This is a genomic window from Bacillus sp. Y3, assembly GCF_008123875.1.
In the GTDB taxonomy this organism is placed as follows: domain Bacteria; phylum Bacillota; class Bacilli; order Bacillales; family Bacillaceae; genus Bacillus; species Bacillus altitudinis.
Genome location: NZ_VSSC01000005.1, coordinates 1 through 25,849 on the forward strand (window position 1 = coordinate 1; position 25,849 = coordinate 25,849).

At 42.5% G+C, this 25,849-nt stretch carries 25 protein-coding genes and 1 pseudogene; 13 read left to right on the forward strand and 13 right to left on the reverse strand.

Annotation, left to right across the window (positions count from 1 at the left end):
• Positions 1–305, reverse strand: a pseudogene (locus FXF70_RS19460) (collagen-like protein); the annotation flags it as partial.
• 394 nt (positions 306–699) lie between these two features.
• Between FXF70_RS19460 and FXF70_RS12300 the strand changes: the two are divergent.
• Entirely contained in the window at positions 700–1,719 is a 1,020-nt protein-coding gene (locus FXF70_RS12300; RefSeq protein WP_148780320.1) for an LLM class flavin-dependent oxidoreductase, read from the forward strand.
• A gap of 38 nt (positions 1,720–1,757) precedes the next feature.
• Here FXF70_RS12300 and FXF70_RS12305 read toward each other — a convergent pair whose 3' ends face one another.
• Entirely contained in the window at positions 1,758–2,378 is a 621-nt protein-coding gene (locus tag FXF70_RS12305) for an acetate uptake transporter (protein WP_007499188.1), read from the reverse strand.
• 148 nt (positions 2,379–2,526) lie between these two features.
• On the opposite strand from FXF70_RS12305, the gene FXF70_RS12310 reads away from it, so the two are divergent.
• Entirely contained in the window at positions 2,527–3,348 is an 822-nt protein-coding gene (locus FXF70_RS12310; RefSeq protein WP_148780321.1) for a uroporphyrinogen-III synthase, read from the forward strand.
• Positions 3,349–3,387: 39 nt separating this feature from the next.
• On the opposite strand, the gene uptA is transcribed toward FXF70_RS12310, so the two are convergent.
• From uptA to FXF70_RS12325, 3 genes are read right to left on the reverse strand one after another with little or no spacing between them, the layout of a single operon-like run.
• Positions 3,388–3,990 (reverse strand): undecaprenyl phosphate transporter UptA, encoded by a 603-nt coding sequence (uptA, locus tag FXF70_RS12315; RefSeq protein ID WP_007499192.1) that lies wholly within the window; start codon positions 3,988–3,990, stop codon positions 3,388–3,390.
• A 53-nt stretch (positions 3,991–4,043) separates the two neighbouring features.
• Positions 4,044–4,925: a UTP--glucose-1-phosphate uridylyltransferase GalU gene (gene galU, locus FXF70_RS12320; protein ID WP_017359504.1), complete on the reverse strand. Its 882-nt coding sequence runs from the start codon at positions 4,923–4,925 to the stop codon at positions 4,044–4,046.
• Positions 4,926–4,929: 4 nt separating this feature from the next.
• A complete protein-coding gene (locus FXF70_RS12325) occupies positions 4,930–5,337 on the reverse strand; it encodes a GtrA family protein (protein WP_048002686.1) in 408 nt (135 codons plus the stop codon).
• Between the two features lie 167 nt (positions 5,338–5,504).
• Here FXF70_RS12325 and FXF70_RS12330 point away from each other — a divergent pair, with 167 nt between their 5' ends.
• Positions 5,505–5,735, forward strand: a complete 231-nt coding sequence (locus FXF70_RS12330) for an excisionase family DNA-binding protein (protein ID WP_148780322.1) — start codon at positions 5,505–5,507, stop codon at positions 5,733–5,735.
• A gap of 43 nt (positions 5,736–5,778) precedes the next feature.
• Here the strand turns inward: FXF70_RS12330 and FXF70_RS12335 are convergent, their stop codons facing one another.
• The 6 genes from FXF70_RS12335 to FXF70_RS12360 all read right to left on the reverse strand — a co-directional run bounded on the left by FXF70_RS12335 (position 5,779) and on the right by FXF70_RS12360 (position 13,512).
• Complete coding sequence (locus FXF70_RS12335) at positions 5,779–6,879, reverse strand: Ger(x)C family spore germination protein (RefSeq protein ID WP_231131710.1); 1,101 nt, start codon at positions 6,877–6,879, stop codon at positions 5,779–5,781.
• Positions 6,876–7,976, reverse strand: a complete 1,101-nt coding sequence (locus FXF70_RS12340) for a GerAB/ArcD/ProY family transporter (protein WP_007499199.1) — start codon at positions 7,974–7,976, stop codon at positions 6,876–6,878. Before FXF70_RS12340 ends, FXF70_RS12335 begins: the two co-directional genes overlap by 4 nt.
• A gap of 12 nt (positions 7,977–7,988) precedes the next feature.
• Positions 7,989–9,476, reverse strand: coding sequence for a spore germination protein (locus tag FXF70_RS12345; protein ID WP_046343727.1), 1,488 nt, complete (start codon positions 9,474–9,476; stop codon positions 7,989–7,991).
• A 78-nt stretch (positions 9,477–9,554) separates the two neighbouring features.
• Positions 9,555–10,895 (reverse strand): (Fe-S)-binding protein, encoded by a 1,341-nt coding sequence (locus FXF70_RS12350; protein WP_148780323.1) that lies wholly within the window; start codon positions 10,893–10,895, stop codon positions 9,555–9,557.
• Positions 10,892–12,301: a glycolate oxidase subunit GlcD gene (gene glcD / locus FXF70_RS12355; RefSeq protein WP_148780324.1), complete on the reverse strand. Its 1,410-nt coding sequence runs from the start codon at positions 12,299–12,301 to the stop codon at positions 10,892–10,894. Before glcD ends, FXF70_RS12350 begins: the two co-directional genes overlap by 4 nt.
• A 77-nt stretch (positions 12,302–12,378) precedes the next feature.
• Positions 12,379–13,512 (reverse strand): CdaR family transcriptional regulator, encoded by a 1,134-nt coding sequence (locus FXF70_RS12360; RefSeq protein ID WP_148780325.1) that lies wholly within the window; start codon positions 13,510–13,512, stop codon positions 12,379–12,381.
• A gap of 125 nt (positions 13,513–13,637) precedes the next feature.
• On the opposite strand from FXF70_RS12360, the gene FXF70_RS12365 reads away from it, so the two are divergent.
• Positions 13,638–14,192 (forward strand): branched-chain amino acid aminotransferase, encoded by a 555-nt coding sequence (locus tag FXF70_RS12365; protein WP_148780326.1) that lies wholly within the window; start codon positions 13,638–13,640, stop codon positions 14,190–14,192.
• 33 nt (positions 14,193–14,225) lie between these two features.
• On the opposite strand, the gene FXF70_RS12370 is transcribed toward FXF70_RS12365, so the two are convergent.
• Positions 14,226–14,615, reverse strand: coding sequence for a tautomerase family protein (locus tag FXF70_RS12370; protein WP_056703147.1), 390 nt, complete (start codon positions 14,613–14,615; stop codon positions 14,226–14,228).
• Positions 14,616–14,736: 121 nt separating this feature from the next.
• Positions 14,737–15,489, reverse strand: coding sequence for a DeoR/GlpR family DNA-binding transcription regulator (locus tag FXF70_RS12375; RefSeq protein WP_008346634.1), 753 nt, complete (start codon positions 15,487–15,489; stop codon positions 14,737–14,739).
• Between the two features lie 90 nt (positions 15,490–15,579).
• Between FXF70_RS12375 and FXF70_RS12380 the strand changes: the two genes are divergently transcribed.
• The 9 genes from FXF70_RS12380 (at position 15,580) to FXF70_RS12420 (ending at position 25,837) form a co-directional block, all read left to right on the forward strand.
• A complete protein-coding gene (locus tag FXF70_RS12380; protein ID WP_148780327.1) occupies positions 15,580–16,467 on the forward strand; it encodes a tyrosine-protein phosphatase in 888 nt (295 codons plus the stop codon).
• A gap of 24 nt (positions 16,468–16,491) precedes the next feature.
• Positions 16,492–18,027, forward strand: a complete 1,536-nt coding sequence (locus FXF70_RS12385) for a glycoside hydrolase family 10-like protein (RefSeq protein ID WP_148780328.1) — start codon at positions 16,492–16,494, stop codon at positions 18,025–18,027.
• Positions 18,028–18,186: 159 nt separating this feature from the next.
• Entirely contained in the window at positions 18,187–19,329 is a 1,143-nt protein-coding gene (locus tag FXF70_RS12390; protein ID WP_008346640.1) for an acyl-CoA dehydrogenase family protein, read from the forward strand.
• Positions 19,330–19,371: 42 nt separating this feature from the next.
• A complete protein-coding gene (locus tag FXF70_RS12395) occupies positions 19,372–21,009 on the forward strand; it encodes an AMP-binding protein (RefSeq protein WP_148780329.1) in 1,638 nt (545 codons plus the stop codon).
• A gap of 8 nt (positions 21,010–21,017) precedes the next feature.
• Positions 21,018–22,367: an acetyl-CoA carboxylase biotin carboxylase subunit gene (locus FXF70_RS12400; protein WP_017359519.1), complete on the forward strand. Its 1,350-nt coding sequence runs from the start codon at positions 21,018–21,020 to the stop codon at positions 22,365–22,367.
• Positions 22,364–22,579, forward strand: coding sequence for an acetyl-CoA carboxylase biotin carboxyl carrier protein subunit (locus tag FXF70_RS12405; RefSeq protein ID WP_008346646.1), 216 nt, complete (start codon positions 22,364–22,366; stop codon positions 22,577–22,579). The genes FXF70_RS12400 and FXF70_RS12405 overlap by 4 nt, the downstream gene beginning before the upstream one ends.
• A gap of 12 nt (positions 22,580–22,591) precedes the next feature.
• A complete protein-coding gene (locus FXF70_RS12410) occupies positions 22,592–23,497 on the forward strand; it encodes a hydroxymethylglutaryl-CoA lyase (RefSeq protein WP_057079455.1) in 906 nt (301 codons plus the stop codon).
• A 15-nt stretch (positions 23,498–23,512) separates the two neighbouring features.
• Positions 23,513–24,295 carry an enoyl-CoA hydratase gene (locus tag FXF70_RS12415; protein WP_148780330.1) on the forward strand — a complete coding sequence of 261 codons (783 nt, stop codon included), beginning with the start codon at positions 23,513–23,515 and terminating at the stop codon, positions 24,293–24,295.
• A gap of 18 nt (positions 24,296–24,313) precedes the next feature.
• Positions 24,314–25,837 (forward strand): acyl-CoA carboxylase subunit beta, encoded by a 1,524-nt coding sequence (locus FXF70_RS12420; RefSeq protein WP_148780331.1) that lies wholly within the window; start codon positions 24,314–24,316, stop codon positions 25,835–25,837.
• Positions 25,838–25,849 lie beyond the last annotated feature (12 nt).

Below are 25,849 nucleotides of genomic sequence, written 5' to 3' on the forward strand. Positions count from 1 at the left end.
GTGGCACCGGTAGGTCCAGTATCACCAGTTACACCAGTGGCACCGGTAGGTCCGGTATCTCCAGTTACACCAGTGGCACCGGTAGGTCCAGTAGCTCCAGTTACACCAGTGGCACCAGTAGGTCCGGTATCACCAGTTACACCAGTATCACCGGTAGGTCCGGTATCTCCAGTCGCACCAGTAGGTCCAGTATCTCCTGTTACACCAGTGGCTCCCGTAGGGCCAGTATCACCAGTTACACCAGTGGCACCGGTAGGACCAGTAGCTCCAGTAACTCCGGTAGGCCCAGTAACACCAGTAGAACCTCTTTTTACAATCTTATTATTTGTTTTTTTTCGTCCTTTTGCTTTAGCACAAGTGCTGTGATGTTTAACAACTTTTTTCTTTTTACATTCTCGTTTAAGAAGAGGGCAATCATCAAATGTAGGTCTATCGTGACGAGATTTTCTGTAATGAGGTTGCCAATCATGATTTTTTCCGCAAAAGGGACATTTGTTATCGTACTGGTTATACAAATTCCCCATCTCCTAAAAGTTAATATTTTATTCTATGTGGAAATTTAAAAAGCGGAATTGAGCTTAATGATATTTTTTAGTTCGAAGTTCATCGAATCAAATCATTTAAAAGTTAAATCGTTTTATGTTATGGTGTTGAAAGAATGAAACTAGTATGATTTTTGAAAGAAATGGGGCAGCATGTATGAGTCAATCAGTATTACAACACACAGCATATTCCGTGTTAAATTTATCCTCTGTAACAGAGGGGGGCACAATTAAAGAATCATTTGAACATAGTATGGATTTAGCAAAAAAAGCTGAGAAGTGGGGCTACCATAGATATTGGCTTGCGGAGCATCATAATATGGAAGGGGTTGCGAGTTCAGCAACATCCGTCTTGATTGGATATATTGCTGGAGGGACTGAAAAGATCCGCGTTGGTTCTGGGGGGATTATGCTTCCAAACCATTCTTCACTCGTCATTGCAGAACAATTTGGAACACTGGAGACTTTGTATCCAAGGAGAATTGACTTAGGTCTTGGCAGGGCACCAGGAACAGACCAGTTAACAGCAAGGGCACTTAGACGTAATCTTCATAATGGGGAGGATTTCCCTGAGCAGCTTGAAGAACTTCGGCAATATTTCAAACCGACTGGTCAGGTCAAAAAACATGTAAGAGCCGTTCCGGGAGAAGGATTGGATATCCCGATTTGGCTTCTTGGTTCAAGTGGTTTTAGTGCAAGGCTTGCAGGAGAACTGGGACTGCCATTTGCCTTTGCGGCACATTTCTCCCCTAAAAATACCATTCCTGCTTTAGAATTATACAGACAGTCATTTCAACCTTCAGATGTGTTAAAAGAACCTTATGCGATGGTTGGTGTCACGGTTTTTGCTGCTGATCAAACAGAGCGGGCTGAATATTTGGCGACGTCTCATTATCAGCGATTTTTGAGCCTTATTCGTAATACACCAGGAAAACTCAAAGCCCCTGTTGAAAGTATGGATGGGTTATGGAGTCCATATGAGAAGGCGATGGTGGACGAACAATTAAGTTCGACGATGATCGGGGATAAACAAAAGGTGAAAAAAGAGTTAAAAGCCTTTATTGAAGCAACTCAAGCAGATGAAGTCATGATTAATTCTGATATGTTTGACCATCAAGAAAGAATGCGTTCTTATGAAATCATTGCAGAGATATTTCAAGAGGAACAAGAAAAATAAGAATAAAAAAAGAACTGCCAAGAGCAGTTCTTTTTTATTTATGCTTTAGTAAACACGCGAAATGGTTGTCCAACTGGCAGTACTGTACGACCAAAATGTGTATTCAGCACAACAGCTGCAGAACCATAAAATGAAAGAAGAGAAATAATCAATTCTGCAATACCAGCCATCGTATGAGTCACATCGTACATCACACCAAACGAGCTTAGGGACAGGCCAATGAATAAGAAATCAATAAAGACGAAAATCAAAAACAATACTTTATGTGTTTCCATTGCACCGATCGTCATAAATAAGCTGAAAATCAAATAACCAATAAAAGCAAAACCTAGTTGTTTTGGGTCCGCAGCTCCCGCAAGCGTTTTCCCAAAAACGCCAGCTTGAATGAGCCAAGTAGTTCCAACACCCATCCAAAAAAGACCGAATGCGCCGAAGGCAGTGGCTCCAAAAATATTATGATGCTTTGAATCTTGTATGGACGCGATCAGCTGCGCGATTCCTCCAAGGAAGATAGCCCAAGGTAAAATAAGGGATGTGCCATCTGTGATTCCTAGTTTTTGTGAAGACGCAACAAGCGTCACCATTGCTAAACCAAACAAACCAAGTGGTGTTGGGTCTGCGATTGATAATCGAATTGCTTGAACATTCTGTTTTTCCATAATGACCTCCTACAATTTGCACTTACAAAAGATACTCGAATTCGATAGAAACGTCAAGCTCTTTTTTAGTAGACACTTGCAACGTCTTCCAAATAAATCTATATTTAATACAATACATCATACATGTGATAGAAAAAGAGGGATGAGAATGAGTAAAGGCTTAGCTGGAAAGACCATTGCCATATGCGGAACAAGAAAAACAGAAGAAATGTGTACACTTGTTGAAAAGCAAGGGGGACAAGCTGTTATTCGTTCTCTTCAGGGCACTGTATTTTTAGCCAAAGAGGAATTGAAGCCAGGCATAGAAACCTTTGTAAAGAAGGGAGCTGACTGGGTCATTTTAACAACGGGTATCGGCACAGACACATTAATTGAAACTGCAGAAGAGCTCCAGCTTGGAGAAGCATTTATGAACATTTTATCAAGTGCCCATATCGCTTCAAGAGGATACAAAACGTTTGCGGCTCTAAAAAAACACGGCATTCAGCCAGATGTTTCTGATGAAGATGGAACCGTTCGTGACCTCATTTCAAAGTTAGAAGACAAAGAACTTCAAGGTAAACGGGTCATGGTACAGCTTCACGGCGAAAATGCACCAGCTCTCATTGATTTTTTACATCACAAGGGAGCAGACGTTTTGCAGCTCATGCCATATCAGCACACGCCCCCTGAACCAGAGGCGGCGGACACTTTGCTTCAAGAAATGAAAGAAGGGAAGGTCCATGCCGTTTGTTTTACAACCGCTGTTCAGGTTCATGCCTTTTTCAAACTAGCAGAAGAATGGGGCAAAAAAGAAGAACTGCAACTTCTATTCGAGCAGCATGTATTAGCTGTAGCTGTTGGAAAAGTCACAGCTGAAGCATTAAAAGAAGAGGGGATAAGCCGAATTCTAGCCCCTTCACTTGAAAGAATGGGTGCAATGATTATGGAATTATCTCAATATATGAAAAAACAATCGACGCACGCATAGAAAAAACGCCTTTCACATGACGAGTGAAAGGCGTTTTCGTTAGATTGTCCGTTTTCGATTTGTGCGAATTTTTTTCAAAACGAAATACAGTACGATGAGAACGATGGCAATGACCATAATTGGTGTTGTATACGTGTGAGCGACACTTTGAATGTGGTCCCATTTTGTCCCAAGCTGCATTCCAAGGTAAATAAATAGGATGGACCAAGGGATGGCGGCTAATCCGGTCAAAAGAACAAATTTGAGAAATGGCATCTTTGCAATACCAGCTGGAATTGAGATCGCGTGGCGCACGACTGGGATAAAACGAGCTGTAAATACAACACCCGTTCCATATCGGTCAAACCAGCGTTCTGCCGTGGCAATATGATGCTCATGGATGAATAAATACTTCCCATACTTTGTTAAAAAAGGTCTTCCGCCGTAAAGGCCGATCCAGTAAATAAAGCACTGGGCAAGTGTTCCTCCAATCACCCCAGCGATGACGGCTCCAACAAATCCTATGCTTCCTGTTGACACCATATATCCGCCGTAGGCAAGTACAATTTCACTTGGAATAATTTCAATCATCAGTCCAAGTGCAACACCTGCGTAACCAAGGCTTGTCAGCCAGGTTAAAATTTCATTAAACAAGGTTCCCATTCATTTCACTCTGCCTTTAAATACGAATTTTCTTCAAGCATCCTTATAAGAGCCTATGCTTGTTTTGCTTCTCTCATGAGTATGCTTTGCATATATGCTAGCATGGCTGTCCGCATATCATGACGCATCAATCCAATTTCAGCCGCTGCCTTAAATGAGCCCAGCTTATCACCAACGTCAAATCTCATCCCATCTAATTGTTTTGCATAAATGGGTGATTCATGTGCAATGATTTTCAGCGCATCTGTCAGTTGGATTTCGTTCCCGGCACCTCTCTCAATTCCTTGTAGAATAGGAAAAATCGATGGTGTTAACAGATACCTGCCCATCACGGCTAAATCGGAAGGAGCTTCATGAATAGCTGGCTTTTCCACTAAGTCTGTGACTTCAAACACTTGACCGTCTACTCTAGCTGGTCTTATCATACCATACTTACTGACATCTAGACGATCCACTTGCTGGACGCCAATGACCTCTCTTTGTTTGTCTTCAAAGACTTCCATGAGCTGAGAGAGTGCAGGTCTTTCTGACACCATGACATCATCACCTAAAAGGACCGCAAAAGGATCATTGCCAGTAAAATGACGTGCACATAATACCGCATGTCCAAGACCTAAGGGCTCCTTTTGACGAATATAATGAATATTGGCCATATCCGCAATATGTTTGATTTCAGCCAGCTGTTCATTTTTTCCTTTTTCAAGCAACGTGTGTTCTAGCTCAATCGAACGGTCAAAGTGGTCTTCAATCGATTTTTTATTTCTTCCTGTGATAATTAGTATATCTTCAATGCCTGATTGAACAGCCTCCTCAACTATGTATTGAATGGCGGGTTTGTCGATAATCGGCAGCATTTCCTTTGGCTGTGCTTTCGTTGCGGGTAAAAAACGTGTGCCTAATCCGGCTGCTGGTATAACGGCTTTTTTGATATTCATTGAATCATCGCTCCATTTCTGATGGTTTATTTTCTGATGGAAACACCCATAGGCGGCTTCCAATAAAAGTGATCATCATGCCAAGAAGGGTACCAATCGCTTTACTAATGAATAATGAGAAACCTGCTTGCTGCATGACATATAAGACAACATAGGTGAGAAGGCACGCTGCGCCGTTGACTGTGGCCCACTTGATCCATTCCCACTTGTCAGCTTTCTTTTTCACTTGGAACGTCCATTTTCGATTCCAAACATAACTGTTCAGCATTCCTGCGGTATAGGACAGGCACTGTGCAAGAAAAGAGGGAACAAAGCAAGCAGTTAAAAAAAAGAAGAACAGAAAGTCAATCATTGTATTGCTAGCGCCTACAGTTAGAAATGCGGCATAGGTCCGAATATTTTTCTTTGTCATGCGAAGGATCATCACCTCCTAGTGTTTGAGTGGGTGTATGAATACTGTACAAAAGCGAGTTGACGAATCAGTGAAGAAAAGATGAAAAAAACATGAACAAGCGATATCTGTTTTTTCACCAGCTCGTGATATAATTTGTAAGATGAAACGAACGGTGGTGCACATGCATGTATTTAACAATTGGAGAAACAGCTGAATACTTAGAAGTATCAGAAGCATATGTTGAAAAATTAATCCAGCAAAAAAAGATTCGTTACGTATTTGACGGGGAATCGCATCTCATTTATCAAGGGCAGTTTCAAACCCATATGAAACAGCTAGAACAATATAAAGAGCTCATTCAAGACATCTTAAATGAACCAATCCCTGAGGACCCGGACGTAAAAGATGAAGATTAAAAAAGACTGTACGAGAAGGGAGAACCTTTTCATACAGTCTTTTTTATTGGCTGACACCCGTTTGGACAATGTTCATATGACAATTCACTTGGACATCTGCATCAGGGTAGATTTTTTGCCATTTCTCCGGTGTCATGGCTTTATCTTTAGAACGATATCTCAAACCAAGTCCAAGTGGATCAATTTTTTGCTTTTTAAAGGATTGAACAAGGTCTTTTCCTTGCTGGGCCACACGCTTCTCCACTTCTTTTTCAACATGCTGCAAGATAGAAGGCGTATCGATTTTTTTTGATTTCATAAATTCTTTCAACTCACCTTTCAGCTTGATATCAATGGTGATATGAGGCTTTTTTGAAAGGTTTTCAGTTGGTTTAATGTGATAAGACACATGTGATTTGATATTTTCAATGACAACATGGGTTTTCTTTGTGTCATTAAATCGAAACTCATAAATCCCATTTTTATGATTTTCAATCATCGCTTTAAACGTAAACGTATCTTCCCCTGGAATATGCCCAACCATTTTTTCTTGATCAAAAAGAGCGACACCTGATACTTTAATAGAGTTGCTTGTATTTTTAATGTAAGGGAGGTAGGCATCCACGCCTTTTGCCATCATCTGATTCATAAAAATATGCTGATTGGTCACAGGTTGATTGCCGTTTCGCATGTTTTGAGCCAGTAAATCTGAAAGATATACACCGATATTTAAGTTGGTTTGATTCATCTTTGTATACAACAAATTTTCAACTTCTCCGCCTACTATGGCAAATACTTGACGGGACCCAATGATCGGATCACGATAAATGTAATTCATCAAATCAATCATACCCACTTCTTTCGCCAGCTTTTCACTTATTAAAATCACGAGTACTTGTCCCATGACAACGGGGAAAGGCGATTTTTCCGACACAAGAAACTGAATATTACTAATGGTATTTGACTTAGCACTTACAATTTGATAGCTTCCTTGTTCTTCGCTTTTAAAAACAGGGAAAACAAAGAAGCCCTTCATTTCTCCATCATCCAATAAGTCAAATCCCGCTGCCTGCGAGATACTTAATTCATCTAAGAGACGAGGCTGTGCACAGCTCGTTAAGAAAAGGCTCAATAACATGAGACACACGAGAATATAATGTTTCATGCGCGTTTTTTCACCCACCTTTTTTTCAGCAGCAGCCCAATGATCATACATCCAGTCAATCCATATATGAGGATATATCCGCTATATTCCACCCATTTATTAAACGTCTCAAAAGAGGTGGCCTCGATCAAAAATGAAAACATGACGAGAATGAGAAGGCTGAGAACAATTAACGTCATGCGTTGGCTCGTGTGAAACACTTGTTTTGCCATTCTGCTGGCTGCCCATAATGGAATGGCGATATTTGGAACGATAAGCAAAAGCCATAGGGACACTTCAATAAATTCAAAGCGCTGGATAAACGGAAGTTTGACAATGCTGGTTAATGTCAATGTTGGCCATTTCGTTAATTCGAGCTGAGCACTTGAGTAGTACGCTATAGAAACGAGAAATACAAGCAAATTCAGGCATGTAGTCAGCAACACTCCCATATGTGCAAATTTTTGCGACGTTTGTGCTTTTTTAATAAAGGGATAATAGACAAGCAATGTTCCAAAACCAAACATGGATAAAGAGGCATCTTTGACCCCCATCATGAGTTGTGAAAATGAATGATCAAACATGGGGAACATAAAGCGGATGTGACTATATTTCATGACATAAAAACAGATAAAGGTCATCCAGTACGTTAGGACAATGCTAAAGAATGCCCAGCCAGCGATTGTTCTAAATCCGCCTGTGTGAATGTAATAGACGAGGATGAGCAGCACTGATGCAAATAAAAGACCAGGAATTTCTTTAAACAGCCAAACATGGATTACATCCATATAATGAACAAGCACAATCAAAGACAATGAAGAAAAATACAAAATGTAGAGAATGTTGATGAATTGTCCGAGCCATTTACCAAACACAGATTGCGTAATGTCACTAAATTCGTCAGTAGGTGCTTTTTTAAACAAAAAGTAAATGAGGAAGATCATCAAATTGACGCTTGCACCAGCAATTAAAATGGCGATCCACCCATCATTATTAATCGTCCGGACAAGATTCGTCTGGAAATTTAAAATACCAACACCTACTTGATTGGCATTGATCAGAAAAAACACAAAAAAAGGGGATACTTGAAATTTTTCTTTCACAGAAGAAGAGCTCATGCCTTCACTTCCTTATTCATAAAAATCATTTTTCCCCTTACGGCCTTGCTTTGGCTTTTGGCGGTGTATCGTTTCATTTTGCGGCCGTAAATTTTCTGGACGTTTTTTCAAAAAGCGGAGCTGGGGACGAATCAAACTACCCTTTAAATCGGCCAATCGAAGTGGAAAGATTGGCTCTAAGTAAGGTTGTCCTATAGACGTTAATTTCATTAAATGTGTAAGAAGAAAAGCCCCCATTAGCGAAATCCCTAGCGCTCCCCACACTTGTGCAGCAAAAAGGAATGGGAAACGTAAGAGACGAATGGTTGTCCCCATTTTATAAATAGGAGTGACAAAAGAGGCAAGAGCTGATAATGCGACAATAATGAGCAAAATATTACTTGTTAATCCCGCTGCAACCGCAGCCTGTCCGATCACAATACCTCCAACAATCCCGAGCGTCTGTCCGACTTTTGCAGGAAGGCGAGACCCGGCTTCCCTAAGTAGCTCAATCGATATCTCTAAAAATAATGCTTCAATAATAGGCGGAAAGGGCACGAGATAGCGTGATGCGACAATCGTTTCTAATAAGTCCTTAGGAATCAGTTCATAGTGAAACGTTAAAACAGCTACATACAAAGGGGTTGCAAAAATAGAAAATATCACTGCAAAAATGCGTAACAGCCGAAAGGAAGATGCTGCGATCCAAGACATGTTATAGTCTTCCATTGTAGAAAAATACTCGAGTAAAATTGTAGGTGCAAGCAGGGTATGAGGCGAACCGTCAACCATAATGGCTATTTTTCCTTCCGTTAAACCTGAGGAAACCCTGTCTGGCCGTTCTGTATTTAAAAACAATGGAAAGATTGTATTGGACACATCATAAAGCATTTGCGCAAGATAGTTAGAATCTAGAATTTGGTCATAGTCAACATCTTGAATCCGCTGAAGAACGGTTTCAATGTTCTGCGGGTTGGCGATATTCTCTATGTATACAACGGCTACTTTCGTTAGAGAAAGGGTACCGACTGTGTGTTCAACTACTTTAAGGTCAGGAGTGGGCAGCCTGCGTCTGAGCAAGTTTAAATTTGTATCGAGCACTTCTACAAACGCTTCTTGCGCACTAATGATTCCGAATTCAATCTCAGGCGGGCCCACTTGTCTGCCTTTCTTTTCTTCAATCGGCAAGAGAAGCGTATTGCCCCAATCTGTCTCAATTCGAACAGCAATACTGCCCCGATGAAGAGCTTCTTCCACTTTTTGAAGGTCCTTCGTAATCACAGCTTGTTCAATTGGGATGTGTTCTTTCAGCTCTTCAAGGGTGGGTGTTAGATGCAATTGTTGAATAAAAGGCAAGATTTGTTCATGAAGGAGATTTCCATTAATTAAAGAACGAAAAAAAGAAATTCTGTAAAGAAAACCTCCGGAACTTGATAATTCATTGATAAAATCAGAAGAGCGCGATAATGCTTCAAATACTGAATTCGGGTCTTTCTGTTTTGATTTGTTTTTCTTCAGCACTTGAACCATCTCCTTCCGTGATTTGCCTCTATTATCCAACCGATCTTCTGAAGATATGCATAAAAAAAGCGTTCAGCTTCATGAACTGGACGCTTTTTTTCCATATTGAACGGCTTCTAATAAAAAGTCTGCCAGATGAATCGCTCTCATGCTAGGCATATGTCCTGCCTTTTTGACGCCAGCTGCCATTTGTAATTGACAACCTGGATTCGACGTCACAATGGCAGCTGCAGCTGTGTTGCTCGCTTCCGTCATTTTATGATCTAAAATTTGCATCGACATGTCTGGCTGCAAGATATTGTAGATTCCTGCAGATCCGCAGCAGCGGCCGGCATCTTTCATTTCTTTAAACGTTACCCCTTGAATGGCTTTCATGAGCACCCTCGGCGCCTGTTGTACATTCATCCCATTTCGTAAATGACAGGAGTCTTGATAGGTGATCACTTGCGCTGGCAAAGCCAGTGGCACGCGGCGGTGAAACTCCAGCTCTACAAGGATACTTGATATATCGGTTATTTTCTGTGAGAAGGCTTTACTTCGTTTTTGAAAATCTGGATCATCCTGAAGCAAATGACCGTAATCGCTTAAAAAGGCGCCACAGCCGCCCGCGTTCATGACAATCGCATCAGCATCTGTTTCCTCGAATGCTTCAATATTCCGCTTGGCTAACTGTTTTGCTTGGTCTTTTTCTCCGCTATGACCATGTAGCGCGCCGCAGCACGTTTGTATAGGAGGAACGATCACATCGCAGCCTGCCAGCTGCAAGAGATGAATGGTCGCTTTGTTTGTGTTTGAGAAAACTGTATCCATTAAACAGCCAGTAAAAAACGCCACCCGTTTTTTTGCCTGACCAATGGCTTTATATTCATTCAAACGTTTTTTCTTTTGAGGCGGCACCTTTGGAAGTGCCTGTTCCATCAACTGTAAATGGGAGGGAAGCACCTTCAGTATGCGAGTCTTCCTGGCGGCTGTTTGCAGACCAGATGTTTGATAAAATCGAAGAAAACTAGCAGCTTGTCGCATACGACTTTGTGACGGAAAGAGACCTTTAAACACAACACGTCTCATCAATTTGACGGGAAACGATTGTTTTTTATGTTGTTGAATAATGTCTCTTGCATCTTCTAGCAGCTGTCCATACTTGACGCCAGAAGGGCAGACTGGTTCACATGCACGGCAGCCGAGACAAAGATTAAGGGAATGTTCAACATCTTCATCTGGCTCAATGACGCCATCTCTTACAGCTTTCATTAACGCAATTCGGCCCCGAGGGGAGTGCGTTTCTTTTTGTCCAGATTCAATATAGGTAGGGCAGGAAGGGAGGCAGAATCCGCAGCGCATGCAATTAAGCAGCTCCTTTTCATCCATTTGCTCCTGAAACTGCTGCTGGATCTCTTTTTGCTTAGAAGAAGAACTCATGAGACCACCACTCGCTTTCTTGAGGCTTTTCCAAACACTTTATCTGGGTTCATGATATGTGCTGGGTCAAGTGCCTGTTTAATCGCCTTCATGGCAGCGATTCCTTCTTTTTTGACCTTCAGCTCCAAATAGGGCGCTTTCATAAGACCCACGCCATGTTCGCCTGTAATGGTGCCGCCAAGTGCAACGGCTTTTTCAAAAATGGCCTGAAAGGCAGCTTCTACACGTTTCATTTCTTCTTCATTTCTTGCATCTGTCGCACAAGTGGGGTGTAAGTTGCCATCACCTGCATGACCAAACGTACAAATGTTCACCTCGTACTTTCGTGCAATGTCTTCGATTGCACGAACCATATTGGCAATTTCAGACCGGGGAACGGTAGCATCTTCTAAAATCGTTGTAGGACTTAATCGAGCGAGGGCAGATAAAGCAGAGCGTCTCGCTGTTAAGAGCGCACTTGCCTCTTCTTCTGAATGTGCGATCTTCACGCTTTTAGCCCCGTGCTGCTCACAGACTTCTGCGATTTTTTGGATATCACGAGAAACAGCTTCAGGGTTGCCGTCCTGTTCAATTAATAACACAGCTTGAACGTCAGTAGGCAGGCCGATGTTTGCAAAATCTTCAACGACTTCAAGGGTCGGCTGATCCATAAATTCTAATGTAGCAGGAATGATACGCTCAGCAATGATGGCCGATACAGAAGTCGCAGCTTCTTCAAGGCTTTCGTATAAACAAAGCATTGTTTGTTTCGTTTCTGGAAGCGGCAGGAGCTTTAGCACCGCTTCTGTGACAATCCCGAGTGTTCCTTCTGAACCAACGAACAATCGAGTCATATCATATCCAGCGACATCTTTTGCAAGCTTTCCGCCTGTTTTGATGATGTCACCATTAGGCAAAACCACTTCAAGCCCAAGGACATAATCTCTTGTCACTCCATACTTTAACCCCCGCAGTCCCCCTGAATTTTCGTTAATATTGCCGCCTAATGTGGAAATTTTCATAGAGCTTGGGTCTGGCGGGTAGAAGAGACCTTTTTCCTCTACTTGATGAATCAATTCCTGCGTAATTAAGCCAGGCTGCACCGTTGCGGTTAAATTTTCTTCGTCTATTTCTAATAATTGATTCATTCTAGTAAAGAGAATCACCAATCCGCCCTGAGTAGGGCATGTTCCTGCGCACAGATTCGTCCCTGAGCCTCTTGGGACAATCGGCACCTTGTAAGAGGCGCACAGTTTCACAATTTGCTGCACTTCTTCTGCCGTGCGAGGTGTCACGATGGCATCTGGCATCTGTTGAAAATTTGGTGTCGCATCATAAGAGTAGGCAAGACGATCCGCCTTGCTGTCTTGGACATTGGGCGCACCGACAATCTCTTTTAATTGATTTGAAAATTCTGAATCTAGCATATACAATCACTCCCGCTCATTTAACGTCTCGTTTCTACAAGTATAAAAAAAGAACCGCCACATGACTATAGACGATTCTACAAAATATCAGGCTGTTTTATCGTATTTTTTGTATCATGATCTAAAAGCAGCAAGGCCAAATAAAAAAGCATCGCATCTTGCATACGCTTTGGATCAAGTGTCGTTAAATCCTGAATCCGTTTTAATCTGTAATGAAGTGTATTAATATGGACATGCATAGCTTCTGCTGTATGTTTCAATGAGTAATCCGAAGCGATGAGTACCCGCAATGTTTTCACTAGTTCTGGATAGGGGAAAAGGGACGCAATCGTTCGATCAAGAAACGCATCTTTTGTTTCCTGACTGATTTCCTCCATAAAAAGTTCAAGCGTCAAATCTTCATCAAACACAATGGGTGTTTCAGCATGCGCCAATTTTAAAGCGCGAAACGCTTGATGAAAGGACTGCTTCATGACATGAGAAGCTGCTGGTTTTCCTGCCCCCATTAAAATCCTCGATGGTGACAGCGCTGTGAGCGCAGCATGAATATGGAACAAGCGCTTGTGCCATGTATCACGACCATCTGGTGTGGCTTGTAGCATGAGCAAAAAACGTGCATGCCCCCAGCGCACAATGATCTCCTGATTGGTGAGTTGCAGTTTGTCCTTCATCAGTTTGTATTGATCCTGCTTCATAAACGATTCGTCTTGACAATCAATGAGAATAGCGACACGCTGCTTGTTGACATCAAGGCCAAGCCGCTGCGCTTTCTCGGGCATATCAACCGCTGTCTCTGGCAGATGAAGCCAGTCGAACACAAAGGCTTCAAGCTGCCGTTCATCTGTTTCCGTTTCTTGAAAAAATTCATGTTCTTGAATGAGCAGCTCCGTCATTTTACGTAAAATGTCGCCAAAAGGGGAGACATGCCTAGGATCACCTGTCATTCCAATGACCCCAATGACTTCTTGTTTAAAATAAATAGGCAGATTGATACCGGCTTTGACGCCTTTCATCTGCAGCACATCATCCTTTGTGAGAATTCGTTTCTGCCCTTCTAAGGATGTGACATATGCACCTTCATGAAATTGACCAATGCGTGCTGGATCTGTTGCAGCAATAATGGTACCGTTTGTTTGTGTGATGATGATTTCTTCCGTCAGTACCTTTTTGACCTCATCTACGATTTTTTCTGCCAGTGTCATTGTGAGCAAAACGGTCCCCTCCGAGATGTTTCTTTTTCCACTATCATACCATCATATGCTCAGGCATATCTTTCTTTTCATGTGTTATGCTAAAATAAAAAACGCATATGAAGTAGATGAAAGGAGATACAGTCATGTCACTGCAAAATCGCTTACAAGATTTATTGAAAGAAGGGCAGGCGCTCACCGACTTTGAATATAACAAAGCCGCAAGTCAAAATTGGCCGTTAGAAGGGGCAAAAATGACAGAAGAAGCACGCTTTGCTGATGTTTATATAGAACGTGTAGACAAAGAATCGGAGGAAATGATTCAAGCAGAAAATGCTGCCTTTTTAAATACACCTCTTACATACGTAAAAAAACAACAAAAAGAATTCATTTATATCGAGTCGAAGTGGTTTGATGTGGTGAGAGCAGACGGACTTGCCATAGAATGGGATGAAGTATTTCAGACGTATACCGTGTTATTCGGATTGAAGCGTCCTAAAAAAGATACTGGATTACTAAAAGAGATGCTCTCAACATTAAATGGTGCTCAGCTTCAATTTAATGGGCAAGACGGGTTATTTGATATCAACATTCCGCTTCTTGAACTAGAGGACATCAAAGAAGATACACCTTTGATTGGTGTGATCTCAGCAGTGTACCGCTATTTATTCAACTTGCTCATACAGCTTGAAAATGAATGAATCAAAAAACGGCTCACATTCCTGAGCCGTTTTTTAGAGCCATCCTCTTATGAATTGAGCCTCACCCATCCCGAAGCTCCAATCGGCGTCTCCATTTTCCACGATGGAGATCATCACATCCGTCTTGGCAACCCTGCATTCTTTTTCTATACGTTCTGCGATTTGTGCATAAAGCTGTTCCTTTTGCTCTTTCGTCCGCTGTTTACTGACAACACTAATGACAACCAGATCCTTTGTTCTCGGATAACCAAGCCCAGTGTCCTCAATCATCATCTCTTCAGGGCGGTGCTGATGAACAATTTGATAGCGATCTCGTTCAGGTACCCCAAAGGCATCAACCATTGCTTCATGGCAAGTGTCCAGCAGTTTTTTTAATTCCTCTTTTGAACGGCCTTCTATCACGTCAAATCGTAACAACGGCATCAGGTCAACCTCCAAATATGTGTTTAATATACAATCATAATGTAACCAACACTTCGCCGTTTCACTCTTTTGCGCATAAGAAAAAAGCCAAAACATTGGCGCTTGGCTTTTTCGCTCTGGACTAAGGCGTGACAAATTTCACATCATGCTCTTTTCCATATTGAAGGTAATCTTCATTTGGTTGTTCATTCGTCACGACGATGTCTATGTCTTTTAAGTCACAAAACGTGGTCAAGGCATAATGGTCAAACTTACTATCATCGACTAATAAAAAGGTTTTGGCGTTTTTTTCAACGAGCGTTTTTTTAATATCTGTCTCAAGCGGGGAGGAATTCGTGACGCCATGATCAATGGATAAACCAGTTGATGCAATAAATGCTTTATTGACATTGTATGCTTTGAGACGCTCAACACTTTGATAACCAACGAAAGAATTTGTTTTTCGCTCTAGCATACCCCCGGTTGAAAAGATGGTGAGGTGTTCATAAGGCATAGCCTGTGTAATGAAATCCACGTTATTTGTCACAACGGTAATCTGTTTCTCCTTCAAGTAGGGAAGCATCTCCAGTGTCGTTGTACCAGAATCAACAAAAATCATATCACCATGTTCAACAAAAGCGGCGGCAGCCTGTCCTATCAATTGTTTTTTACTCAACTGACGAGTCTTTCGCTCCTGATACACCACCAATGTTGAGTGATTCACAGCGACGCCGCCGTACACTTTCTTTAGCACGCCGGATTCTACCAATGCTTGTACATCTCGGCGTATGGTGTTTTTTGAGACGCCAAAATGCGTCACAAGCTCATCAAGAGAGGCAGATTCCCGGTCAAATACATACTCTTTTATTTGCTGAATACGTTTTGTTTTTATCATGCTACAATCTCCAATCAATACGAATATGCTAGTTCTATTATAACAATAATTCCACGTAAAAGATGTCACTGATCAACATGGGAGAATCGAATGATCTTTTTCTCTTATCTTTTCTCATTTTTCATAAAAGCGTATGATAGAGAAAAGAGGATAGAAAGGATTTTCACTTCTATGAATGAACACAACATACAATTTTCAAAGCTTGCAAATTTTAGAGAGGCAGGGGGACTCCAAACAACGGATCAGATGGTCATCAAACAAGGAATGATTTATCGATCTGCTGATTTATCACGTCTCACGAAGCAAGACATAATGACGTTCTCAACACTTGGAATTCAAACGATTTGTGACCTGCGTACAAGCTCAGAACGAAAATCACACCCGCCAAAGATCATGGAACATGACAAAATTGTTCATATCCCTATGCAGCCTGACAGCATGATGCCTAGCAAATGGACCATGTTTCGTATGCTGATAGCAGAAGGAAAATCTCTATCCTTTACACCGATCATGAAAGATGTATATCAAAGCATGCTCTATGAGCGAAAAAAAGAGATTCAGCAATTGTTTACATTACTGTCAGATGAAAAAAATTATCCACTTATGCTTCACTGTACAAGCGGAAAGGACCGTACAGGCTTTTTATCTGCTCTTATTCAATTAGCAGCGGGTGTGCCGGTGCATACCGTTTTAAGTGAATACATGCGTTCCAATGAAGGCGTGAAAATACTAGTGAAAAGACAAGAACGATTTGTTCGCATGATGAGTTTATATCGGGTGTCAAAAGAACAAATTCAGCCCCTGCTCGGTGTGCAACAAGATTATCTTGAAGATGTACTGAATGAGATGATGGATACATACGGAAGTGCAGAGCGGTATTTACTAGAAGCCTGCGACGTCCCGAAAGCTCAGCTGCTTAAAATGAAAAACATCTTGCTTACACCATCTGCTGGCATTCCATCACAAAACGCAGAATAAACTTAATATGAGGTGATGCAAAACATGCTGAAAAAGATCAGTATGACGGTTCTGACACTAGTTTTCATGGGTGTCTTCTTATTGATTCCGTCTAGCAGTCTAGCTCGTTCGATGCCAAAAGGGAAGCTTGAGAGCACAAGAGAGATGCGTGCAGTGTGGGTCGCATCGGTTTATAACTTAGATTGGCCTTCAAAGAAAGGACTGCCCGCAGATGAGCAGAAACAAGAGTTCATTCAACTGTTAGACGACATCAAAGCGATGAATATGAACGCCGTCATCATGCAAATTAAACCAACAGCAGATGCCTTTTATCCATCGAAATTTGGTCCATGGTCTGAATATTTGACTGGTACACAAGGGAAAGACCCTGGATATGACCCGCTTGAATTTATGATAGAAGAAGCACATAAACGCGGCCTTGAATTTCATGCTTGGTTTAACCCTTATCGAATCACCATGAATCATACCGATCTCAACCGGTTATCAGCCGATCATCCTGCAAGAGCACACCCTGAGTGGACCATCGCCTACGGAAATCAGCTTTACTTTAATCCAGGCATTCCTGATGCTCAGGATTTCATTGTTGACGGGATAGAGGAAGTAGTGAAAAATTACGATATTGATGCGGTGCATATGGATGATTATTTTTACCCGAATAAAATCGCTGGTGTGCCATTTCCAGATCAAGAAACGTATGAAACTTACGGGCAGAAGTTCACTCATATAGAAGATTGGCGTAGAGATAATGTGAATCACTTGGTGCAACAAATCAATGACTCCATTAAGAAAGAAAAGCCGTATGTGAAATTCGGCATTAGCCCATTTGGTGTATGGCGCAACATAAAAGATGACCCAACCGGTTCAAACACAACAGCAGGGATGACCAATTATGATGATTTGTATGCTGATACAAGAGAATGGATACAGCAGCACCATATTGATTATATCACCCCGCAAATTTATTGGAGTATCGGCTTTCAGCCCGCTTCCTATGATGTGCTGACGAAATGGTGGTCAAATGAAGTGAAGGGGCAGCCTGTTCATTTGTACATTGGTCAAGCGACGTATAAAATCAATCAAAACAGTGATCCTGCTTGGTCTGATCCAGAGGAGTATTTTCGCCAGATCGAGCTGAACAGGCAGTCACAGCTCGTACAAGGAAGCATGCATTTTAGTCTGAAAGATATCAATCGAAATCCCTTGAATGTAAAGAAACGATTAATAGAAGAAACCTATAGCAAACCGGCTCTCATACCAGAGATGCCATGGCTTCATCAAAAAGCGCCAAAAAAACCAATCATCCAATCTGTGAAAAAGACAGAGGATGGCGCAGTTTTACAGATACAAAATGATCCGCACTCTAGTGCATCCTATTATGCAGTCTATCGATTGTCGAATAAAGGGACATACGAATTTGTGCAAACGGTCAGAAAAGAAACAGGTTCCTTCACACAAACGAAAGACATTTTAGCCAATCAAAAGAAGAGCTATACCTATAAAGTGACGGCACTCAATCGCCTTCATCATGAAAGCAAACCTTCTACAAAAACAGTAAAATAACAAAGACAGCATAAATGAGGGTTTTCCTCCATTTATGCTTTTTTGCTTTCTCTATTTTTCTACTATTTTTATTTTAATTTTCTGAATTCAATCAAGCTTGGCATGAAGCAGCTATTTCAATAATAAATATGATAGAAAAGCGCCAAAGGGGGAAGCACAATGGATTTTGAATTAACGAAAGAGCAGCAAATGATCCGTCAGATGGTCAAAGAATTTGCAAAAACAGAAATTGCACCACACGCTCAAACTGTTGATGAACAGGCAGCATTTCCCGTAAAAACATTTCAAAAAATGGGGGAGCTCGGTTTTATGGGTATACCCTTTCCAGAGAAATATGGAGGATCTGGAGGAGATACGATCTCGTATGCACTGGCAGTCGAGGAAATTGGAAAACAGTGTGCGAGTACAGGTTTAAGTTATGCCGCAGCGGTTTCCTTAGGCGCAAGTCCACTTTATTACTTCGGGACGGAGGAGCAAAAGATGGACCATCTTGTTCCATTAGCCTCTGGAACAGCGCTTGGCTCCTTCGGATTAACAGAACCAAACGCCGGATCAGATGCAAAAGGAACAAAAACAAAAGCCATTCAAGACGGACAAGAATATGTCATCAGTGGGGAAAAGTGCTGGATCACAAATGCCAATTATGCCAGAACGATTATTGTCACCGCTGTAACAGATCATGATGAAAACGGACGTCCAATCATCTCTGCCTTTATTGTGGAGAAAGGGCAAAAGGGACTGTCGATTACAAATCCATATGACAAAATGGGGGTTCGCGGTTCAGATACGGCTGAAATCATTTTAGACGAAGTGCGTGTACCAGCGCATCATATATTAGGAGACAAATCGAAAGGATTCAAGCAATTTTTATATACATTAGACGGCGGACGAATTTCCATTGCAGCCTTATCTGTCGGAATTGCGCAAGCGGCACTTGATGCTTCACTTTCCTATGCAAAAGAAAGAAAGCAATTTGGAAAGACGCTCTCATCCTTCCAGGCCATTCAGTTTAAGCTGGCGGATATGGCGATGCAAATAGAGCTTGCAAGACAAATGGTCTGGAAAGCCGCTTGGCTGAAAGATCAAGGCAAACCATTTACAAAAGAAGCGGCCTATGCCAAACTGTTTGCTTCAGAAATGGCCACAAAAGCAAGTCTTGATGCGGTCCAAATTCATGGCGGAACAGGCTATATGAAAGAATGCGGTGTTGAACGGCTTGTGAGAGATGCCAAGCTGATGGAAATCGGAGAAGGAACCTCTGAAATTCAGCGGCTCGTGATCGCAAGACAGCTGTTAGCGTAATACCTTAATGAAAACGCTTACTAAACATAAGGGAGGAAAGCAATGATGTCGATTCACCCGCAAACGATTGGCTCCCTATTAAGAGAAAAAAAAGAACAGCACCCAGCACATGAAGCCATTGTTTACCCAGAACGTTCTTTACGTTATTCGTACGAAGCGTTTTATCAAGAGGTCAAGGCAACAGGTAAAGGTCTCATGGCATTAGGGGTTCAAAAGGGAGATCACATCGCCATTATGGCACCAAATATACCTGAATGGCTCATTCTTCAATTTGCCTGCGCCTCCATTGGTGCTGTTCTTGTCACTGTGAATACCAATTTTCAATCACAGGAACTCGCCTATTTACTCAAGCATTCTGACAGCAAAATGTTGTTTATTGTAGACGGCTTTAAAGAAACGTCCTATGTCAACATGCTTGAAGAGCTGATTCCAGAACTTCAAACCGCTCATCAAGAGGAAATCACTTCCACACAATTTCCTTATTTAAAAAGATGTATCTATATCGGTCAGCATGTACCAAACGGCATGCTCAGCTGGGATCGTCTTCAAGTGGCAGCCAAAAGAACCGAAGATCATGAATGGGAGAAGCGAATGAATGAGCTCACGCCTGATGACGTTATTAATATGCAGTACACTTCAGGCACAACCGGCTATCCAAAAGGCGTCATGCTCAGCCACACAAACATCGTCTGTAATGCGAGTCAGATCGCAGATTGTATGAAATTAACAGAGCAGGACCGTATGTGTATCCCAGTACCGTTTTTTCATTGCTTCGGCTCTGTTCTTGGTGTACTTGCTTGTCTCACAAAAGGGGGAACGATCATTCCACTTGAATCATTCCATCCAGAACGAGTCCTTCAAACAGTAGAAAAAGAAAAATGCACGGTTCTTCACGGTGTACCAACCATGTTCATCGCAGAGCTCGATCATCCAAATTTCCACTCTTATGACCTGTCCACATTACGAACGGGGATTATGGCCGGTTCACTCTGCCCATCCCACGTCATGAAAGCAGTCATTGAAAAAATGGGATTAAGAGAGCTCACGATTGCCTATGGTCAAACCGAAAGTTCACCCGTCATTACCCAAACAAGAACGGATGATTCGTTTGAAAGACGTGTTCAAACGGTCGGACGTGCGCTTCCTCAAATTGAAGTCAAAATTGCTTTACCAGGGACATCAGAAGAAGTGCCAAGAGGACAGCAAGGAGAGCTTTGTACAAGAGGTTACCATGTCATGAAGGGCTATTATAAAAACGAAGAAGCAACAAATGAAGTCATTGATGAGGACGGATGGCTTCATACAGGGGATTTAGCTGAGATGGATCATGACGGTTATGTGAAAATCACAGGCCGGCTCAAAGATATGATCATCAGAGGCGGAGAGAATGTGTACCCAAAAGAGATTGAGGATGTCCTATACACTCACCCTGCCATTCTTGACGCACAGGTCGTTGGTATTCCTGACGAGACATACGGCGAGGAAGCAGCCGCATTCATTCGGCTGAAACAAGGGAAGTCGGTCTCAATTGAGACATTAATGAGCTATTGTCAGTCGAAAATGGCACGCTACAAAATCCCGAAATACTTTTTCATTACAGATGAGTACCCAATGACAGCCTCAGGCAAAATTCAGAAATTCCGCTTAAAAAAGCAGGCGCTTGATCTAATAAAGGAGTGAAGGCAGCGATGTTTGAACAAGTATTGATCGCCAATCGAGGCGAAATTGCCCGTAGAGTAATTCGGACATGTAAACGGCTCGGAATCAAAACCGTTGCCGTTTATTCAGAGGCTGATCAGCATGCACTTCATGTGCAAGAAGCAGACAGCGCCTATTATATCGGTGGTGCTAAAGTTTCTGAAAGCTATTTAAACATGGAAGCAATCATTAAGGTTGCCAAACAAACAAATGCTGATGCTATCCACCCAGGGTATGGTCTTTTATCAGAAAATGCGGCATTTGCTGAGCGCTGCCGGAGCGAGGGCATTACCTTTATTGGACCATCTGCACAAGTCATTCAGCAGATGGGAAATAAAATTGAAGCGAGAAAAACGATGGAACAAGCGGGCATCCCAATCGTTCCTGGTGTTTCAGCCCCGCTCCATGATGCAGACGAAGGGGTTCATAAAGCACAGACACTCGGCTATCCCATTATGCTAAAAGCATCGAGTGGTGGCGGCGGGATTGGTATGCAGCTCGTCCGCAACGATGAAGAGCTGCATCGAGCGTTTGAAGGAAATCAAAAAAGAGCACAAAGTTTCTTTCAAGACGGTACGTTGTACATGGAAAAGGTGATTGAACACGCACGGCACATCGAAATTCAAGTTCTTTTTGATTCGTTCGGTCACGGCGTTCACTTATTTGAAAGAGATTGTTCACTCCAAAGAAGACATCAGAAAATTGTTGAAGAGGCACCAGCCGTCTGTCTTGAAGAAACTGTGAGACAGCAAATGGGACAGATGGCCGTCAAAGCTGCCAAAGCGATTGGGTATGAAAATGCGGGCACGATTGAATGTTTAGTCGATCAAAACCAGCAATTTTATTTCTTAGAAATGAATACGAGATTGCAAGTAGAACACCCTGTCACTGAAGAAATTACCGGGATTGACCTTGTCGAGGAGCAGCTAAAAATTGCCGCATTAGAGCCCCTGTCCTTCAGCCAAGAGGATATTCATCAAATTGGGCACGCGATTGAAGTTAGAATATACGCTGAAGACCCTGTGACATTTTACCCTTCGCCAGGCACGATCACTCGGCTTTCTACACCTGATGCCCCATATATCCGTCATGAGTCAAGCGTAACGAGCGGAAGTGTCATTACCCCATTTTACGATCCAATGATTGCGAAAATGATTGTGTACGGTGATACTCGAAAACTCGCCATAGAACGATTAAAAGCAGCATTACAAGCATATGAAATAGAAGGGATCAAAACCAATGTACCGCTTTTAAAGGAAATGGCCGAATCAACTGCCTTTTTACATGGCAGCATCACAACCGATTATCTGATGAAAAAAAGGGAGGAAAACCGTTCATGAAAACTGTCACGATACAAATGGCCGGAAACTTATGGAAGCTTCTTGTGAAACAGGGTGATGATGTGCAAAAAGGACAGGAAGTCGCCATCTTAGAATCGATGAAAATGGAGATTCCCATTGTTGCAGAAGAAGCAGGTGTGATCAGTAAAGTGTATAAGGCGGAGGGGGACTTTGTTGACGAGGGAGAGGTACTTTTAGAGCTGACAGAATAGGGGGAAAGCCGCATGGCATTACCAAAAAACGTGCTCATTAGAGAGGTCGGCCCGCGCGATGGCCTGCAAAATGAATCCGTTTGGTTGGACACAATGGAGAAGCGAACATGGATCCATTTACTCGAAGAAGCCCATCTTCCTTATATTGAAGTCACCTCATTTGTTCATCCGAAATGGGTTCCAGCCTTAAAAGACGCCAAAGAATTAGCCCAATCATTAAACAAAAAAGAGGATATTACCTATGCCGCACTCATCCCAAATGAAAAGGGGTTAGCTCATTTTTTTGAAGCAAACCTTGAGCTAGGGGCTATGTTTATCTCAGCGAGTGAGACACATAACAAAAAGAATATGAATCGATCTATACAGGAAACATTGCCTGTGATCAAACAAATGACAGCCGATTTAAAAGCAGAAGGACGGCAAACGCGGGCCTATATTTCAACCGTGTTTGGATGTCCTTATGAAAGACAAGTACCGATGGACCAAGTGCTGCGATTAACGGAACAGTTGCTGTCCTTCGGCATTGATGAAATATCACTTGGGGATACCATTGGGGAAGCCCATCCGCTGCAAGTAGAAAGACGGTTAGACCTTTTACTTGAACGCTTTCCTGCTGATAAAATCGCGCTTCATTTTCATGATACGAAAGGAATGGGGCTTGCCAATATTTATACAGCATTAAAAGCCGGCATCACCATGTTTGATGCCTCTAGCGGGGGGCTTGGCGGCTGTCCTTATGCACCTGGCTCCAGCGGAAACGTGGCGACAGAAGACGTGGTACACATGCTTCACAAACTCGGGATCGAAACAAATGTCGACCTCCCTCGCTTGATCAAAGCGGCTGAATGGATTGAAGCAAAAGTGGATCGAACCCTGCCAAGTCACTGTTTACGCGCTTTTCAGTCTCACACTACTTGATAAAGGGTGAATCACATGACATCATTGGTCCATTTTTCAATACAAGATGATCATATTGGCATCATGACATTAAATAGACCAGCACAAGCCAATGCTCTATCAGCTGCTATGCTAGAGGAAATTAACCAAACGATTCAAGAAATCAAACATGATGCAAACATCCGCTGTTTGCTCATGACAGGAGCTGGCGCTAAAGTTTTTTGCGCAGGAGCAGACTTAAAAGAACGGCGATTGATGACAGAACAAGAAGCCAAAGAAGCTGTTCTGACCATTCAGCAAACCTTTACAGACATTGAATCTTTGCCCGTTCCTGTCATTGCCGTGATAAACGGACACGCACTTGGCGGAGGTCTTGAGCTCGCGCTCGCCTGTGATCTCCGCATCGCAAGAGCGGGTGCAGCGCTCGGCCTGCCGGAAACAGGACTAGCTATCCTGCCGGGAGCAGGGGGCACACAAAGACTTCCGCGCCTGATCGGACCCGGGAAAGCGAAAGAAATGATCTTCACAGGCACTTCTTTACGAGCAGAAGAAGCCGTTCAAATTGGGCTGATTGAACGTATCTCTACAGCCGATTCACTGATGAATGATGCCATCACACTCGCAAAACAAATCACCAAGAATGGACCGATTGCTTTAAAAGAAGCAAAACAAGCCATTCAATCCAGCCTTGATCACGATTTACAAACAGGTCTGACGAAAGAATACGAAGCTTATCTGCGGCTTATTCATACAGAAGATCGACTAGAAGGTCTCAAGGCTTTTCAAGAAAAACGAACGCCTTATTACAGAGGGAAATAGCAAGAAAGGGGAATGTTTATGATCGAAGAATATGAATTAAAAAAACAACGAATTGAAAAGGGCGGGGCAGTACGCTACCATCAAAAAAACAAAGAAAAAGGAAAATTATTTGTCCGTAATCGGCTTCATTTGCTATTAGATGAGAATTCTTTCATTGAAGATGCCATGTTTGCAGAGTGCAAAGATGAACATTTACCAGCAGATGGTGTCGTCACCGGAACCGGGCGTATGAATGGGCAGACTGTTTGTGTCATGGCAAACGACTCTACGGTTAAAGCAGGATCGTGGGGCGTCAAAACAGTAGAAAAAATCATTCGAATTCAAGAAACGGCCGAGAAGCTCAATTGTCCAATGCTGTATTTAGTCGATTCTGCGGGTGCAAGAATCACTGATCAAATCGCCATGTTCCCAGGCAGAAGAGGAGCAGGGCGCATTTTTTATAACCAAGTCAAGCTGTCTGGGCGCATTCCTCAAATTTGTTTACTATTCGGTCCTTCTGCTGCCGGTGGTGCGTATATCCCTGCTTTTTGTGATATTGTCGTCATGGTCGAAGGAAATGCCTCTATGTATTTAGGCTCGCCACGAATGGCTGAAATGGTGATCGGTGAAAAAGTATCGCTTGAGGAAATGGGCGGTGCGAAAATGCATTGTAGCATTTCTGGATGCGGAGATATATTAGCGAAAACAGAGGAAGAGGCCATTCAAATTGCACGTGATTATTTAACCTATATGCCTGCCAACTATACAGAAAAACCAAAAACGACAGCAGCAAAAGCACCTAAACCATCTGAAACCACCATCCAAGACTTAATCCCTAAAGGCCAGAATACCCCATTTGATATGTATCAACTCATCGATTTACTGATTGATGAAGGGTCATTTTTTGAAATCAAAAAGCTGTTTGCCGCAGAGTTAATCACCGGCTTTGGCAGAATGAACGGTCAGCCTGTCGGTCTCATTGCCAATCAGCCAAGGGTCAAAGGCGGCGTATTATTCCACGACTCAGCTGATAAAGCCGCCAAGTTTATTCAGCTCTGTGATGCCTTTCATATCCCGCTGCTCTTTCTCGCGGACATACCAGGATTTATGATTGGAACAAAAGTGGAACAAGCCGGCATTATTCGTCATGGGGCAAAAATGATCTCCGCTATGTCAGAAGCGACCGTTCCGAAAATATCCGTCATCGTCCGTAAAGCATACGGAGCAGGACTATATGCAATGGCAGGCCCTGCTTTTGAGCCAGACTGCTGTCTCGCTCTTCCATCGGCGCAAATCGCTGTGATGGGTCCAGAAGCCGCTGTAAATGCCGTCTATGCAAATAAAATTGCAGAACTCCCGCCCGAAGAGAGGGCTTCATTTATACAAGAGAAACGGAAGGAATACCAGGAAGATATGAATATCTATGAGCTTGCCTCTGAAATGATTGTCGATGGCGTCATCCCATTTGACCGTCTCAGAACGGAACTTTGTCATAGATTAGTAGCCTATTCATCGAAAGACATGACATTTACGAAACGAAAACATCCGGTCTATCCGGTCTAAAGGGGGCAGATC